At 71.9% G+C, this 15,645-nt stretch carries 14 protein-coding genes and 1 tRNA gene; 4 read left to right on the top strand and 11 right to left on the bottom strand.

What is annotated here, in order from left to right; all coding sequences use genetic code 11:
* Positions 1–61 precede the first annotated feature (61 nt).
* A complete protein-coding gene (locus tag MTDSW087_RS04250; protein ID WP_144760550.1) occupies positions 62–1,297 on the bottom strand; it encodes an aspartate kinase in 1,236 nt (411 codons plus the stop codon).
* Positions 1,298–1,459: 162 nt separating this feature from the next.
* Here MTDSW087_RS04250 and ubiG point away from each other — a divergent pair, with 162 nt between their 5' ends.
* On the top strand, positions 1,460–2,218 hold the full coding sequence (gene ubiG / locus MTDSW087_RS04245) for a bifunctional 2-polyprenyl-6-hydroxyphenol methylase/3-demethylubiquinol 3-O-methyltransferase UbiG (protein ID WP_144760547.1): 759 nt from the start codon (positions 1,460–1,462) through the stop codon (positions 2,216–2,218).
* 74 nt (positions 2,219–2,292) lie between these two features.
* Positions 2,293–3,264, top strand: coding sequence for an NADPH:quinone oxidoreductase family protein (locus tag MTDSW087_RS04240; RefSeq protein ID WP_144760544.1), 972 nt, complete (start codon positions 2,293–2,295; stop codon positions 3,262–3,264).
* Positions 3,265–3,473: 209 nt separating this feature from the next.
* On the opposite strand, the gene MTDSW087_RS04235 is transcribed toward MTDSW087_RS04240, so the two are convergent.
* The 4 genes from MTDSW087_RS04235 to MTDSW087_RS04220 all read right to left on the bottom strand — a co-directional run bounded on the left by MTDSW087_RS04235 (position 3,474) and on the right by MTDSW087_RS04220 (position 6,432).
* The gene (locus MTDSW087_RS04235) at positions 3,474–4,487 is read right to left on the bottom strand and encodes an adenosine kinase (protein ID WP_144760541.1); all 1,014 of its coding nucleotides are present in this window, start codon (positions 4,485–4,487) and stop codon (positions 3,474–3,476) included.
* A 90-nt stretch (positions 4,488–4,577) separates the two neighbouring features.
* A complete protein-coding gene (locus tag MTDSW087_RS04230) occupies positions 4,578–5,132 on the bottom strand; it encodes a Uma2 family endonuclease (RefSeq protein ID WP_144760538.1) in 555 nt (184 codons plus the stop codon).
* 40 nt (positions 5,133–5,172) lie between these two features.
* Positions 5,173–5,481 carry a hypothetical protein gene (locus MTDSW087_RS04225; protein ID WP_144760536.1) on the bottom strand — a complete coding sequence of 103 codons (309 nt, stop codon included), beginning with the start codon at positions 5,479–5,481 and terminating at the stop codon, positions 5,173–5,175.
* A 36-nt stretch (positions 5,482–5,517) separates the two neighbouring features.
* Positions 5,518–6,432, bottom strand: coding sequence for a protein-methionine-sulfoxide reductase heme-binding subunit MsrQ (locus tag MTDSW087_RS04220; RefSeq protein WP_144760533.1), 915 nt, complete (start codon positions 6,430–6,432; stop codon positions 5,518–5,520).
* 143 nt (positions 6,433–6,575) lie between these two features.
* Between MTDSW087_RS04220 and MTDSW087_RS04215 the strand changes: the two genes are divergently transcribed.
* Positions 6,576–7,925, top strand: a complete 1,350-nt coding sequence (locus MTDSW087_RS04215) for an 8-oxoguanine deaminase (RefSeq protein WP_144760530.1) — start codon at positions 6,576–6,578, stop codon at positions 7,923–7,925.
* A 114-nt stretch (positions 7,926–8,039) separates the two neighbouring features.
* Here the strand turns inward: MTDSW087_RS04215 and MTDSW087_RS04210 are convergent, their stop codons facing one another.
* Positions 8,040–9,311, bottom strand: coding sequence for a glycosyltransferase family 4 protein (locus tag MTDSW087_RS04210; protein ID WP_373322051.1), 1,272 nt, complete (start codon positions 9,309–9,311; stop codon positions 8,040–8,042).
* Positions 9,312–9,471: 160 nt separating this feature from the next.
* Here MTDSW087_RS04210 and MTDSW087_RS04205 point away from each other — a divergent pair.
* A tRNA-Pro gene (locus MTDSW087_RS04205) sits at positions 9,472–9,549 on the top strand.
* 324 nt (positions 9,550–9,873) lie between these two features.
* Here the strand turns inward: MTDSW087_RS04205 and MTDSW087_RS04200 are convergent.
* The 5 genes from MTDSW087_RS04200 to MTDSW087_RS04180 all read right to left on the bottom strand — a co-directional run bounded on the left by MTDSW087_RS04200 (position 9,874) and on the right by MTDSW087_RS04180 (position 15,510).
* Entirely contained in the window at positions 9,874–11,283 is a 1,410-nt protein-coding gene (locus MTDSW087_RS04200) for an amidase family protein (protein ID WP_144760525.1), read from the bottom strand.
* Between the two features lie 52 nt (positions 11,284–11,335).
* Positions 11,336–12,037 (bottom strand): cyclase family protein, encoded by a 702-nt coding sequence (locus MTDSW087_RS04195; RefSeq protein WP_144760522.1) that lies wholly within the window; start codon positions 12,035–12,037, stop codon positions 11,336–11,338.
* Positions 12,038–12,119: 82 nt separating this feature from the next.
* Positions 12,120–12,857, bottom strand: a complete 738-nt coding sequence (locus MTDSW087_RS04190; RefSeq protein ID WP_144760519.1) for an ABC transporter ATP-binding protein — start codon at positions 12,855–12,857, stop codon at positions 12,120–12,122.
* Positions 12,857–14,638 carry a branched-chain amino acid ABC transporter ATP-binding protein/permease gene (locus tag MTDSW087_RS04185; RefSeq protein WP_144760516.1) on the bottom strand — a complete coding sequence of 594 codons (1,782 nt, stop codon included), beginning with the start codon at positions 14,636–14,638 and terminating at the stop codon, positions 12,857–12,859. The genes MTDSW087_RS04190 and MTDSW087_RS04185 overlap by 1 nt, the downstream gene beginning before the upstream one ends.
* Positions 14,635–15,510 carry a branched-chain amino acid ABC transporter permease gene (locus MTDSW087_RS04180; protein WP_144760513.1) on the bottom strand — a complete coding sequence of 292 codons (876 nt, stop codon included), beginning with the start codon at positions 15,508–15,510 and terminating at the stop codon, positions 14,635–14,637. The genes MTDSW087_RS04185 and MTDSW087_RS04180 overlap by 4 nt, the downstream gene beginning before the upstream one ends.
* Positions 15,511–15,645: the final 135 nt, after the last annotated feature.

The raw sequence follows: 15,645 nt of genomic DNA, 5'->3' as shown, positions 1-15,645 counted from the left end.
TCGGTCAGTCCTGCAACCTTGACGCCAGACGGCCTTCGCCCCCTGGCGCCCTCCCCGAGGGTCAGGCCTGATCGAGGCCGTATAGCGAGTGGAGCGTGCGAACGGCAAGCTCCGTATAGGCCGCGTCGATGAGGACGGAGAACTTGATCTCCGAGGTGGTGATGGCGCGGATGTTGATCCCCTTCTGGGCGAGCGCCCGGAAGGCCTTGGCCGCCACGCCCGCATGGGAGCGCATGCCGACGCCGATCGCCGAGACCTTCACCACGTCGGTGGCGCCCTCGATCTGCGCGAAGCCGATCGTCTCGGCCTGCGCCTCCAGCACGGTGCGGGTGCGCTCGTAATCGGCGGCCGGGACCGTGAAGGTCATGTCGGTGGTCGACTGGTCGCCCGACACGGTCTGGATGATCATGTCGACGTTGATGTTGGCGTCCGCCAGCGGGCCGAAGATCGCCGCGGCGACGCCGGGGCTGTCCTTCACGCGGCGCAGCGTGATCTGCGCCTCGTCCCGCGAGAAGGCGATCCCGGTGATGATCTGCTGTTCCACGATGTCGTCCTCGTCGCAGATGAGGGTGCCGGGACGGGCCGCGTCCGGCGGATCGAAGGAGGAGCGCACGGTGGTCGGCACCCGGTGCACCATGGCGAGCTCCACGGAGCGGACCTGCAGCACCTTGGCGCCGAGCGAGGCCATCTCCAGCATCTCCTCGAAGGTCACGCGCTCCATGCGCTTGGCCTTCGGCACGACGCGGGGGTCGGTCGTGTAGACGCCGTCCACGTCCGTGTAGATGTCGCAGCGCTCGGCGCCGATGGCGGCGGCCACCGCGACCGCGCTGGTATCCGAGCCGCCGCGGCCGAGCGTCGTGATCCGGCCGGTCTCGGCATGCATGCCCTGGAAGCCCGCGATGACGGCGACCTCGCCGCGCTTGAAGCCGGCATCGAGCCGCGCGCCGTCGATTTCCGCGATGCGGGCCGAGCCGTGCGCGTCGGAGGTGAGGATCGGGATCTGCCAGCCCTGCCAGGAGCGGGCCGCGATGCCCATCTTGCGCAGGGCGACTGCCAGCAGCCCCGAGGTCACCTGCTCGCCCGAGGCGACGACCGCGTCGTACTCGGCCTCGGCATAGATTGGGTCGGCGTCCTTCACCCAGGCGACCAGCTCGTTGGTCTTGCCCGACATCGCCGAGACCACGACCGCGACCTCGTAGCCGGCGGCGACCTCGCGGGCCACGTGGGCGGCCACGTTGCGGATCCGGTCCACGTTGGCGACGGACGTGCCGCCGAACTTCATCACCAAACGGGGCATGGCGCGTCCGCGTTGTTCCACGAAGAATCGGACCCGGCGACGCGGACCCGAGGTCCCGCGTCTGTACCGGGTCGGGTTCGGGCGGGTACAAGCGGCGGCAGGGGCTGTCAACACGCCGACCGGCAGGTTGGAGGCGGTCCGAACACGGAGTACGGGTCGGGCATGGCCGAGGCGGGAACGGACGGACAGCAGGGTCGGGTCGACGCCGCGGAGGTGGCGCGCTTCGACGCGCTGGCGGCGACATGGTGGGACGAGGCCGGGCCGATGCGGGTGCTGCACCGCTTCAACCCGGTGCGCCTCGCCTATATCCGCGACAGGGCCTGCCGCCATTTCGGGCGCGATCCCGACCGCCCCTTCGCGCTCGAGGGCCTGAGCGTGGTCGATATCGGCTGCGGCGGCGGCATCCTGTCCGAGCCGCTCGCCCGGCTCGGCGCCGCGGTCACCGGGCTGGAGCCCGCCGCCCGCAACCTCGCGGTGGCCCGCGCCCATGCGGAGGCCGAGGGCGTGCCGGTGACCTACCGCTCCGACACGATCGAGGCCGTGGCCGGGGAGGGCGCGCGCTTCGACGTGGTGCTCGCCATGGAGGTGATCGAGCACGTGCCGGACCCGGCCGCCTTCCTGCGCGCGGCCTGCGCGGCGGTGAAGCCCGGCGGCTTCCTGTTCGCGGCCACCATCAACCGGACCCTGCGCTCCTTCGCGCTCGCCATCGTCGGGGCGGAATACGTGCTCGGCTGGCTGCCGAAGGGCACGCATGACTGGGACAAGTTCATCACGCCGGACGAGTTGAAGCGGATGCTGCGGGATGGTGGCGTGACCCCGGTCGACACGACGGGCGTCGTCTACAACCCCCTCACCGACGGCTGGCGCCCGAGCCGGGACGCGGCGGTGAACTACATGGTCGCGGCCGAGAAGCCGGCCTGAACCGCGCGCTCGAACCCTTGCGGGACCGGCGGGTCCCGGGCATGCGCCGCTGAACGAGAATCGAGGAGGACGCGATGCGGGCCCTGCTGTGCACGAAGCTGGGGAAGCCGGAGGATCTGGGCATCGAGACCCTGGCCGATCCGGTGCCCGGGCCCGGCCAGGTCCTGGTGCGGGTGCATGTCGCCGCGCTCAACTTCTTCGACACGCTGATCATCGCCGGCCGCTACCAGGTGAAGCCGGGCCTGCCCTTCTCGCCGGGCGGCGAGGCCTGCGGCACCGTCGCGGCGCTGGGGCCGGAGGTCGCGGGCTTCGCGGTGGGCGACCGGGTGATCGTCCACGCCAAGTTCGGCACCTGCCGCGACTGCGTCCTGGCCGAGCCCGCCCAGCTCACCAGGGTGCCCGACGGCGTCTCGGACGAGCAGGCGGCGGGACTCACCATCACCTACGGCACCTCGCTCCACGCCCTGCGCAACCGGGCGCGGGTGCAGCCGGGTGAGTGGCTCGCGGTGCTCGGCGCCTCGGGCGGCGTCGGCCTCGCGGCGGTGGAACTCGGCAGGCTCATGGGCGCGCGGGTGATCGCCTGCGCCTCCTCGGAGGACAAGCTCGCGGCGGCGAAGGCGCACGGGGCGGAGATCGGCCTCGTCTACGATCCGGCGACGCTGAAGGACGCGCTGCGCGAGGCCTCGGGCGGCGGGGTCGACGTGGTCTACGACGCGGTGGGCGACGCCTTCGCCGAGCCGGCGCTGCGGGCGCTGCGCTGGCGCGGGCGCTACCTCGTCGTCGGCTTCGCGGCGGGCGAGATCCCGCGCCTGCCCCTCAACCTGATGCTCCTGAAGGAACTCGACGTGCAGGGCGTCCACTGGGGCGCCTTCCTCGACCGCGACCCGGCGGCGCACCAGGAGAACCAGCGCCAGCTCCTCGCCTGGGTGGCGGAGGGGAAGCTCACCGCCAAGGTGCACGGGGTCTACCCGCTGGAGGACTACGCGGAGGCGATGGGCATCCTCACGCGCCGCGAGGCGGTGGGGAAGGTGCTGCTGCGGCCATGACAGACCGGCCCTCTCCCTCCCCCCATTGCGGGAGATCGACCCGCGGAGCGGGTCGGGAGCGGGGAGCCCGGCTTCCGGATGTGTTCAGGAACCGCGTCGCGCGCCCTCTCCCGCTCGGGAGCGGGGACCCGTGCCTCATTCGGCAGCGCCGCTTCCTCTCTGGCCGTGAAGGGAAAGGCGGTTCGTGAAGCGGGCGGGACCGGGGCCCCTCAGAGCAGCCCCTTCTCCTTGGCGAGCGTCACGAGGTCGACCTGCGGGCGGGCGCCGATATGCTGGATGACCTGGCCCGCCGCCAGCACGCCGAGCCGGGCGCAGGCGACGTTGTCGAGGCCGCGGGCATGGCCGGCGAGGAAGCCCGCCGCGAACAGGTCGCCCGCGCCGGTGGTGTCCACCACAGTCTCCACGGGGGTGGCGGGCACGGAGCGGACCTCGCCGCCCTTCACCACCAGCGCGCCCTCCTCGGAGCGGGTGACGAGGCCGAGCAGGTGGATGCCCCGGCCGTTGCGCTCCTCGCGCAGCGCCTTCACCGCGGCCTCGGCATCCTCGGTCTCGTAGAGGCTCTTCAGCTCGCCGATATTGGCGAACAGGATGTCGATGCTGCCGTCGCGGATGAGCCCCAGGAACTCCTCGCGGTAGCGGCCGACGCAGAAGGCGTCGGAGAGGGTCAGCGCCACGGCGTTGCCGGCGCCGTGGGCGATCTTCACCGCCTTGCGGAAGGCCTCCTTGGCGGCCGGCGGATCCCAGAGATAGCCCTCGAGGTAGGTGACGCGGGCGCTCTCCACCACGGCGGGCTCGACATCCGCGGGCGAGAGGCCCTGGCAGGCGCCGAGATAGGTGCTCATGGTGCGCTCGCCGTCCGGCGTGACCAGCACGAAGCAGCGCGCCGTGGCCGGCCCCTCGGTGGCAGCGACCACGGGGAAGCCGACGCCCGCGGCCTTCAGCTCGTGCGCGTAGAGGCCGCCGAGCTCGTCGTCGCGGACCTTGCCGATGAAGGCGGTCTTCGCCCCCAGCATGGCCGCGCCGACCGCCGTGTTGGCGCCCGAGCCGCCCGAGACCACGGTGGTCGGCCCCATCGCGTCGAACAGGGATTCGGCCCGGGGCTCGTCGATGAGCTGCATCGCCCCCTTTGTCACGTCCTGCGCCGTCAGGAAGTCTTCCTCGGTGCGCGCGATCAGATCGACGATGGCGTTGCCGAGCACGAGGAGGTCGAGGGGAGCGGTCATCCGGGAATCCTGCTGCGGTTTGCCGGGCTGTCGCATCGGCTCATCGGCCGGTCAAGCCAGGAGAATCGCACCGCGCCCCTGCGGAGCGCGTCAGAGATCCTCGAACAGCTCCGCGAGCGCGAGGCCGAGGCCCGGCGGATCGAGGGTCAGGGTGCCCTCGGAGACGATGCGCGACAGGATGAGGTCGCCGTCCCCGCGCCTGTGGTGGACGACGACGCGGCGCTCCGGATCCACGAGGAGGTAGTGCTGCACGCTCGGCAGGCGGAAATAGCCGGAGAACTTCTCGCCGCTGTCCACGCCCCGCGTGCTCGGCGAGAGCACCTCCACGAGGACGACGGGGTTCGGAACCTCCACGGCACCCGGGTCGAGGCGCGGCCCGCAATAGACGAGCGCGTCCGGCTCGTAGGCGGTGTCCTGGTCGATCCGGACGGTCATGCCGTCCGGCAGCATACGGCCGGGCAGCCCGTCGCGCCGGATCGCCGCTTTCAGGGCGGCCTGCACGGCGAACTTGACGTCGGCGTGGCGCGCCCGCTCCAGCGACATGCCGACGACGCGGCCGTTCCGGAGCTCGTAGCGTCCCGGCCGGTCCTCGGCCCAGGCCAGGAACTCGTCCACGCTCATTCGCGGCTTCGGCTCTGCGCTCATGAGGCCGAGCCTAGCACGATTCGCGTGCAGCCGGTCGGCGCTACTGCAGCGTCTTCACCTCGCACTGGGCGTAGTCGTTGGCCGCCTTCACGTAGGCGTTGAGCTTCTTCAGATAGGCCTCGGCCAGCGGCCGGAAGGCCTGAGCCTGGACGTTATAGGCCTTGATCTGGTCATTGTAGGTATAGGCCTCCCAGCCCGGGCATCCGCCCTTGGCGTCGAGGCAAGCGGGCTTCTGCGGGAGCGGCGGCTTCTCCGGGCGTTCCGCCACGGGGGGCGGCGCGGGCGCCGTGCAGGCCGCCGCGGCCGGCCCCGACAGGAGGAGCGCGCAGGCCAGGACCGTGTTCCGCATGGGATTTTTTCCCCAGCGCGGCCCGGGCGGCCGCGGTCAGGGCTTCTGCGCCATCGCGCGAGCGGGAACAAGGCCGGGGGCGCGCCGCGCCGTCGCGGCCCTGCCGCCCTCGGGCGTGCCGCGCACGAGATTGAGGAGCGGCAGCAGCAGGCCGATCCCGAGCACCCACCAGGCCGGTCGGATCGGCCCGGAGAAATCGAGGTTCGCGCCGAGCACAAGGCTCGCCGGCACGCCGCTCTTCACGCCATACCAGACGGCCTCGAGGAGCGCCGTGAGCAGTGCGGTGCCGATTGCGAGCAGCGCCAGCGACCAGGGCCGCGTCGGCGCGCGCAGCCGCTGCATCAGGCGCCAGCCCATCAGCAGCAGGAACAGCCCGGTCCAGAAGACCGGGTTCGTCACATCGATCTTGGCCTGCAGGAAATAGTGGAGCAGCCCGAGCGCCGTGATCCCGTAGACGATCCGGTGCAGCCGGTTCCAGGCCTGGCCCATCCGCCGGATCGCCGCGTCGGTGGAGGTCCAGCCGAGCATGACCAGGCCGGCGAGCGCGACGAAGCCGATCGTCAGGTAGAAGCGCAGCGCGATCTCCGAGACGACCTTCGCGAGGTCGAAGTTCTGGTCCGTCACGTAGAGCGCGAGATGGGCCAGCGCGTAGGCGAGCGCGGAGAGGCCGAGCATCCGCCGCAGGTTGATCAGCTTCGGCCAGTTCGCCACGCGCCGCAGCGGCGTCACCGCGAGCGTGGCGAGGAGCAGCCGCATCGACCACTCGCCGGTGGCGTGGACGAGGGCGGTGATGGGCTTGGCCCCCAGCGCATCGTGGGCATAGGCCCAGGCGAGCTCGAGGCCCGGCGCCAGCACCAGCAGGAAGGCGCAGAGCTTCAGCAGCGAGAGGCGGCCGGCGCGGTCGAGCCAGGGCAGCGGCGATGTCGGGCGTGCGGGCGCGGAAGCGGGCATGGGCGGTGGGGGCTGTCGGGGGTTCGGCGGGAAACCGCCGGATGGGTCGATCGATGCGTGTGTCGGACTCTTCGCCGCGCCGCCGCAGCGGTTACAAGGCGGATCAAGGGCGAAGCGGGATCGCGCAGGATGAGGACCCACCCATGACGGCAGCCGCCCGCAGGCTCTGGATCCGCCGACCCCTCGCCATCCTCGCGGAGGGGGCGGCGGGCGGCGTGGTGGTGGAGGGCTCCCGCATCGCCGAATGCCTCCCCGCCGGCGCCGAGCCGGCCCAGCCCGTGGACGAGACCTTCGACGCCTCCGCCCATGTGGTCATCCCCGGCCTGATCAACACCCATCATCACGCCTTCCAGACCCTGACGCGGGCCCATCCGGCGGCGATCGACAAGCCGCTCTTCCCCTGGCTGAAGGCGCTCTATCCGGTCTGGGACCGCATCACCCCCGAGGCCTTCCGCCTCGCCACGCGGGTTGCCTTCACGGAGCTGCTGCTCTCCGGCTGCACCACGGCGGGGGACCACCACTACCTGTTCCCGAAGGGGCTGGAGGATGCCGTCGACGTGCAGGTCGAGGAGGCGCGGGCGCTCGGGATCCGCGCCTTCATCACCCGCGGCTCGATGAGCCTGTCGGACGCGGAGGGCGGCCTGCCGCCGGGAAGCCTGACGCAGGACGACGACACGATCCTCGACGACAGCGAGCGGGTGCTGCGCCTGTTCCACGATTCCAGGCCCGGCGCGATGGTCCAGATCGGGCTCGCCCCCTGCTCGCCCTTCGCGGTGACGAAGCGGCTGATGCGCGAGAGCGCGCACCTCGCCGAGGCCCACGATTGCCGCCTGCACACCCATCTCGGCGAGACGCTCCAGGAGGACGATTACTGCCAGGCGCTCTTCGGGCAGCGCCCCGTGGAATATCTGGAGGAGGTCGGCTGGCTCGGGCCCCGCACCTGGCTCGCCCACGGCATCCATTTCAACGATGCGGAGGTGGCCCGCCTCGGCCGGGCCGGGGTCGGCATCTGCCACTGCCCGACCTCGAACATGGTTCTCGCCTCGGGCCGCTGCCGCACCTGCGAGCTGGAGGCGGCGGGCAGCCCCGTTGGCCTCGGCGTCGACGGCTCGGCCTCCAACGACGGCTCCAACCTGATCGAGGGCGTGCGTCACGCACTGCTGCTCAACCGCCTGACCTACGGCGCGGAGGCCGTGACCCACCGCGACGCCCTGCGCTGGGCGACGGAGGGCTCGGCCGCCTGCCTCGGCCGCGCCGATATCGGCCGGATCGCGCCGGGCCGCGAGGCGGACCTCGCCCTGTTCACCCTGGACGAGCTGCGCTTCTCCGGCGCGCACGACCCGCTCGCCGCCCTCGTGCTCTGCGGGGCGACCCGGGCCGACCGGGTGATGGTGGCCGGCGCTTGGCGGGTGATCGACGGCGCGCCGCTCGGGCTCGACGTGCACCGCCTGCGCGAGGACCATTCCCGCCTCGCCCGCACGCTCTTCGCATGACCTGGGGTTCCCAAAGGGATCATCCCTTTGGCGGGGTGCCGGGGCAGGGCCCCGGCTTTCTCCAGGGCTTTGCCCTGGACCCACGAAAGGGATGATCCCTTTCGAAACTCGGACTCAAAGGCTTTCGAGGAGCGGCGCGACGGCGGCGAAATGGCCGGTCCAGTCGGGGGGGGTGTAGCCGTCGAGGCGTCGGGCGAGGTCGGCGCGGCGGCTCGAATCCGGGGCGGCGATCTCCTCCACCGCCCGCATCCAGCCGGTGCCGTCCAGGGGATCGATCAGGTCGCAGAAGCCGGCCCCGATCTCCCGGTGGACCGGGATGTCCGAGGCGACCACCGGCAGGCCGGAGGCGGCGGCCTCGACGATGGGGATGCCGTAGCCCTCGGTGAAGGAGGGCATCAGCAGGGCGGTGGCGCCGCGCATCAGGGCGGCGAGCCCGTGGGTCGAGAGGCCGGAGACCTCCACGACATGCGCGCGGATGGCCTCGCAGCGCTCCAGCATGTCCACGATGTTCTCGGCCTCCCAGCCGCGCCGTCCCACGAGGACGAGGCGGGGCGTGGCCGGGCCCATGCGCTCGGCGAGCGTCCGCCAGAGATGGAGCAGGAGCAGATGGTTCTTGCGCGGCTCGATGGTGCCGCAGACCACGAAGGTCGGCCGCGCGCAGGACAGGCGCGGCCCCTCCCGCCCGAAGGCCGGCTCGACACCGAGATGGCCCACCGCCATCGGCGGCGGCCAGTAGCCTTCCTGCGCGAGATAGGCGCCGGTGCGCGCGGCGGTGTCGGCGGAGTTCGCCAGGATCGCGGCGGCGTGGCGGCCGACCGTGCGCATCCGCTCGGCATGGCGCTCCGCCTCGCCAGGGCGGCCGTATTCGGGATGGGTGATGGGGATGAGGTCGTGCACGAAGAAGGCGGCGCGCACGTCGCGACGGTCGTAGAGCCAGTCGAACCGGCCCGGCTTGTCGAGGCGCAGATGCGAGCTGTGCAGGTAGAGGCTACCCTGCGGCAGGGCCGCGATGGAGGCGCCACGCAGGATCGTGGCGCTCGCCCGCGCCTGGATCGCCCGGCGCGACCCGGCCGAGCGCGCCGGAGCCGCCGGCGCGGCGCTCGCAATCCCGCTTCCGAGCCGGGCGGCGAGGCGGCGATAGACCGGATCGGCCTCGGCCGCCCCGTCCTCGACCCAGCCCGCGGCCACCGCCTCGACGAAGGCGAGCGCCCGCGCCCGGTCGAGCACCCGCGGGCCGAACGCCGTCGACACCACTCCGAAGCGCGCGCCCGCGGTCCCGAGCACCCGGCGGGCATAGGCCAGGTCGACCCGGTCGATCCCCGAGGGGCTCGCATGCCGCAGCCGCGTCACCAGCCGCGTCAGGTCGAAGGCGAGGGGTCGTTCCATCCGGGCTCCGTGCATGCGCGATCGCGGCCCGCCCCGGTTACCCGCCCCCGCCGCCGAGGGCCAGAGCACGAGCGGGCCGCCCTCAGGTTCCACGAGCCGCTTCGAGGGGCTTGCGCATGGCGGAGCAGGAAGCTAAATCCCCGCCTGCCCTTCGGGGCGTCGGAGCGTAGCGCAGCCCGGTTAGCGCACTAGTCTGGGGGACTAGGGGTCGGAGGTTCGAATCCTCTCGCTCCGACCATAAATTTCAGCCGGGTGAGACATTTGCGATAGGCGGCCTTCGAGCCGCCTTTGCCGTTTCTGGGCCCGATCGGGCCACAAGATCCACGTTCCCTGGCCTAGATGCATGGGCTGAGTTTTCGAGGTCCTGGCCCGGAATTCAGGATCGACCTTGGCAGATTACCGTCGACATGAAGAAGCCATCGAGCGCCCGGGGGCTGTCTGCACCTCGATCTGGCCCAGCTTCAGCACGACCTGCTCCGCGCTCGTCTTCTGACCTCGCCGCATGTCCGACTCCTTCGGTCCTGGCGGATCCTCTCAAACAGCCCGGCCCAAAGCCAGCCGGTCAGGGCACTGTAAATGGCCGAAGATTGTAGCCCGGCGGCTTCGTTCGCTCCACCGCCGCGGCGGCGCGCACCACATCCGCCTCGCCGAGGCTGCGGCCGACGATCTGGAGGCCGACCGGCATCCCGTCCGCGGCGAGCCCGGCGCAGACGGAGGCCGCGGGCTGGCCCGTCAGGTTGAAGGGATAGGTGTAGAAGGCCCAGGAGACGAGGCTGCGGTCCTCCAGCCCCGCGGGGATGTTCCGGCCCGCCTCCAGCGCGGAGATCGGCAGGGTCGGTGAAAGCAGGACGTCGTGTTCGGCGAAGAAGCGGGCCATCCGGTCCCGCAGGGCGTAGCGGGCGAAGACGGTCTCGTAATAGGCGCGCATCTCCTGCGCGAGGGCTGCGTCGAGCACGTCGGCGACCGCCGGGTCGAGCAGGTCCCGGCGCGTCTCGAGGACGTCCCGCAGCCGCGTCCCGATCCCCGCATAGAACTCGGCAGTCCAGAGGTCGGCCGGGTCGGTTTCGAAGACCGCCTCGACCTCTTCCACGATCGCGCCCTGGTCGGCGAGCGCCGTCGCGGCGGCGCGCGCGATCGCCGCCACCTCCGGGTCCGGACGGGCATAGCCGAGGGTGGCGCTCCAGGCGACCCGCAGACCCGCGACCGAGGCCTTGGTCGCACCGAGGAGATCGGGCACTGGCCCCGCCACCGCGAAGGGATCGCGCGGGTCGTGGCCGGCGACCGCCGTCGTCAGCAGGGCGGCATCGGCGACATTGCGGGCGAGGGAGCCGACATGGGCGAGTGTCGGCGTCGCCGAGGTCGGCCAGACCGGCACGCGGCCGAACTGGGCCTTGAGCCCGACGAGGCCGGTGAGCGCGGCCGGGATGCGTAAGGAGCCGCCGCCGTCGGTGCCGAGCGCGAAGGGCGTGATCCCCGCCGCCACCGAAGCGGCCGCGCCGGCACTCGAACCGCCCGGCGTCCTGGAGAGGTCCCAGGGGTGGCGGGTGATGCCGGTGAGCGGCGAATCGCCCACGGGCTTGGCCCCGAACTCGCTCGTCGTGGTCTTGCCGACGATGATTGCGCCAGCCGCACGCAGCCGCTCGACCGAGGGCGCGTCGGCTGCGGCGACGTTGCCCGCCATGGCGCGCGAGCCCGAGGCGTAGGGCACGCCGGCGACCGCGATCAGGTCCTTCACCGAGACCGGCAGGCCGTGGAGCAGCCCGAGGGGCTGGCCCCGCATCACGGCCTCCTCGGCGGCCCGGGCGGCGGCGCGGGCCTCCTCCGGCATCAGGTGGCAGAAGGCGTTGAGCGTCGCCTGGCTCGCCTCGGCGCGGGCGAGGGCGCGCTCCGTGAGCTCCACCGGCGAGACCGCGCGCGTCGCGACCAGGCGGCGCAGGTCCAGCGCGGTCATGAAGTCGAGGTCGCTCGTCATCGCTGCGCTCTCCGCATCGGGCTGCGGCGCCCCGCGGGGCGCCGCGACAGGGTCAGTCGTTGACGAGGGCGAAGGCGCGCACCGGCGAGCCGGAGCCGCCCTTGAACTTCAGCGGCACGCCGAAGAACTGCACCTCGCCCTTGCCGAGCAGCTCCTCCAGGTTCACCAGCCACTCCCAGTGGCTCATGCCGAGGTCGCGGCAAAGGCGATGCTGGGCGAAGATGTTGTCGCTCGGCTTGTCGGTGGAGGGACCCTCGACCCCGTGCATCCGCGAGCCGCGCTCGTGCAGCCATTTCGTGGCCTCGGCGGTGAGGAGCGGGTTCTTCCAGACGGAATCGAGGCCCGGATAGTTGCGGGCGTGGAAGCCCGTGCAGAGCAGCACGATGTGCCCGTCGACCCTGACGCCGCTCTTGGCCTCGGCCGCCTCCATGTCGGCGACGGTGATGTCGCCGAGATCGGGGATGTGGCGCAGGTCGAAGCAGACCGCCTTGCCCATGAACAGCTCCAGCGGCATCTGGTCGACGGGCTGGCCCTTCGGATTCACGTGAAGAAACGCGTCCACGTGGGTGCCGACATGGTCGAGCATCGCGATGAAGTTGGTCTGGAAGGTCATCGCGTCGCCCGGCACGCCGAGGTTGAGGGCGGCCGAGCTCTCGTGGCTGAGATGCGTGGTGATCACCGGCCGCTGGAAGAGCTTGTGGGCCGGCATGTTGTCCTCGATCAGGAGGCTCAGGTCGACGACGCGCTGGGACATGGCGGGTCCTTTTCTTCGGGCGTGAGGGAGCGTTCGCGGCGCCGGGGGGCGCCGCGTTGAGCCGGGTTCGCGGATGGGCCGCTCAGGCGGCTTTCTTCTTGCCGAGGAAGGTCTCCATGACCTCGGGGTCGCGGGCGATCTGCCCGCTCGGGCCGTCCCGCACCACGCGCCCCTGCGCCACCACGTAGGCGTGGTCGGCGATGGCGAGCGCGTAGGATGCAAGCTGCTCGACGAGAAGAATGGTGAGGCCCTGGCGGTTGAGGTCGCGCAGGACGCCGATCAGCTGCTCGACGACCCGCGGCGCGAGGCCGAGCGAGAGCTCGTCGATGACGAGGAGATCGGGCTCGGCCATCAGGCCGCGGGCGATGGCGAGCATCTGCTGCTCGCCGCCCGACATGCTGCCGGCGGGCTGGCGCAGCCGCTCGCGCAGGCGCGGGAAGAGGACGAGCGCCCGCTCCAGGGTCTCCTTCGCCCGCTTGGACCTGAGGCCGCCATGGGCGTAGGCGCCGAGGATCAGGTTGTCCTCCACGCTCTGGTCGGGGAAGATCAGGCGCCCCTCCGGCACCATGGCGAGGCCGCGCGCGACCTTGGCGTGGGCGGGAAGCCGCGTGACCTCCTCGCCCTTGAACAGGACGCGGCCGGCGCTCGGGCGCACGAGGCCGGTCAGCCCGCGCATCAGCGAGGTCTTGCCCGCGCCGTTGTTGCCGATCACCGCGACGAGCTGGCCGCGCCGCACGGCGAGGCTCGCGCCGCGGAGCGCCGTGGCCGCGCCGTAGCGGACCTCCAGATCCTCGACCGCGAGCAGGGGCGGGTGCGACATCAGGCGGCCTCCTCAGCGAGGATGGCGGAGGGGCCGCCGAAATAGGCCTCGATCACGCGCGGATCGGCCTGCACCGCCTCCGGGCGGTCGCTTGCGATGATCTGGCCGTAATCGAGCACCGTCACGGTGTCGGCGACTGCCATGATCAGGTCGACATGGTGCTCGATCAGCAGCACCGAGACCCCGAGCCCCGCGATCCTGCGGATCATCGCCTCGAGCTCATCGATCTCCTGCGTGGTCAGGCCTGCGGCCGGCTCGTCGAGGAGGAGGAGGCGCGGCCGCGTGGCGAGCGCCCGGGCGATCTCCAGGCGGCGCTGGTGGCCGAAGGGCAGGAAGCGGGCCTGCTCGTTGGCCACGTCGGCGAGGCCCACGAAGTCGAGGAGCCCGATCGCGGCGGCCCGGCAGGCCGCCTCCTCGCGGCGGAAGCGGGGCGTGCGCAGGATCGCGCCGGGCAGGCGGTAGCCGAGATGCGTGAAGCCCCCGACCATGACGTTCTCCAGGACCGTCATCTGCCCGAACAGCTCGGTGTTCTGGAAGGTGCGGGCGAGGCCGAGCCGGGCGATGGCGTGGACCTTCCGGCCGGCGAGGTCCGTTCCGTCGAGGCGGAACGCACCCGCGCTCGGCCGGTAGAAGCCCGAGATCGTGTTGACGAAGGTCGACTTGCCCGCTCCGTTCGGGCCGATCAGGGCGTGGATCTCCCCTGGGGCGACGCGGATACCGGCCGCATTCAGGGCGGTGAGGCCGCCGAAGCGCACGGTGAGGCCGTCCGTCTCCAGGGCGGCGGGGGCGCGGCCCGCCAGGGTCTCGGAGGCGGGCATGCCCTCGGCCGGGTCGACCCCGCGCGGGCCCGGTCGCAGGCGGGCGTAGAGCTGGCCCAGCGTGCCGAGGATGCCGCCGGGCAGGCCGAACATCACCGCCAGCAGCAGCGCGCCGTAGGCGAATTTCTGCCACTCGGCGAAGCGCTGCAGCACCTCGGGCAGGTAGGTGAGGATGAAGGCGCCGAGCACCGGCCCGAAGGTCGAGGCCGCGCCCCCCAGGATCACCATCAGCAGGAAGCGGACGGAATCCGAGAAGGTGAAGATGTCGGGCGAGATGTAGGCGTTGAGGAAGGCGTAGAAGCTGCCGGCGACCCCCGCCGTCACCGCCGCGACCGCGAAGGCCAGCGTGCGGATGCCGGTGGCGCCGATGCCGAGGCTGCGCGCCGCCGTCTCGCTCTGGGCCACCGCCAGCATCGCCCGGCCGTAGCCCGAATGCTTCAGGTTGTGCGCGGCGAGCGTCGCCAGGAACAGCGTGAGGGCGAGCACCGCGTAGAAGGCGTAGCCCGAGAGCGGATGGCCGAGCAGGTTCGGGCCCGGGATGCCGGTGAGCCCGGTGGTGCCCCCGGTCAGGCCCTGCCATTCGATGGCGACGTTCTCGACGATGAGGCCGAAGGCGATCGTCACCACCGCGAGGTAGACGCCGCGCACCCGCACGCTCGGATAGGCGAGCGCCGCGCCGAACAGGCCCGCGACCACCGCCGCGCCGAGGCTCGCGAGCAGGAGGTCGAGGCCGAGCCGGATCGCCAGGATCGCGCCCGCATAGGCGCCGAGCGCGAACAGGCCGGCCTGGCCGAGCGAGACGAGCCCGGTGAGGCCCACGAGGACGTTCAGGCCGACCGCGATCATGCCGTAGATCAGGAACAGCATGAACAGACGCAGCTCGTACTCGTTGCCGGAGGTCAGCGGCACGGCGACGAGGATAACGGCGAGGAGCGCGAAGCCGAGGGCGTGGAGGGCCTTCATACCTTGAAGATCTCCCGGCGGCCGAACAGGCCTTGAGGGAAGGCGAGGAGGATCAGGATCATCGCGCTGAAGCCGACGATCTCCCGCGCCGAGGTCGAGACGTAGCCCTCGACGAACTTCTCCATGACGCCGAAGGCGAGGCCGGCGACGACGACGCCCGGCCCGCTGGTGATGCCGCCGATGATGGCGACCGCGAAGCCCTTGAGCCCGAGGAGCACGCCCATGTTGGCGGAGGCCTGGATCACGGGGGCGACGAGCACGCCCGCGCCGGCGCCGAACAGGGCCGCGAGGCCGAAGGAGAGCATCACGATCCGGTCGACGTCGATGCCCATCAGCGCCGCCGCCTGCCGGTTATGGGCCACCGCCTGCATGGCCCGCCCGACGAGGGTGCGCCGCTGCATCAGGTGGAGGCCCACCATCGCCAGCACCGCGACGGCCGGGATGACGAGCTCCTGCGGATAGACGCCCGCGCCGAGGATCGAGACGGCGCCCGCGACGCCCGGCGAGGGCAGGGGCCGCGAGAAGCCGCCGAACTGCATGGTGGCGAGGGACTCGGCCATGATGCCCACCGCGATGGTGGTGAGCATCCAGCCGATCGAGGCGTTGGCGCCGATGAAGGGCCGCACCGCGAAGCGCTCCAGCGCGACGCCGAACAGGGCGCCGGCCAGGATGGCGAGGAGGCAGGCGAGGGGAAGCGGCAGGCCGGCATCGACGCCCATCACCGCGAGCACGGCACCGATCATCAGGGTGTCGCCGTGGGCGAAGTTCACGGCCTTGGCGGCCGACCACATGACGTGGAAGCCGAGCGCGACGAGGGCGTAGATGCCCCCGATCGCGAGGCCCGAGAGGGTGTATTGCAGGGCGGTCGTCATGACCTCGTCATGGCCTCGTCATGGCTGTCGCGATGGCTCCCGGCGCGCGGCGGGGAAACGTCGGCGGAAACGGGGCGGCCCGGCCCGGCGAGGGGGCATCCGGACGGACCGCCCCGGCCCCTCCCGCTGGGGAAG

This window comes from Methylobacterium dankookense (genome assembly GCF_902141855.1).
In the GTDB taxonomy this organism is placed as follows: Bacteria; Pseudomonadota; Alphaproteobacteria; order Rhizobiales; family Beijerinckiaceae; genus Methylobacterium; species Methylobacterium dankookense.
The sequence above is the reverse complement of the archived record's forward strand: the minus strand, read 5'-3'. Positions and strand labels throughout refer to the sequence as shown.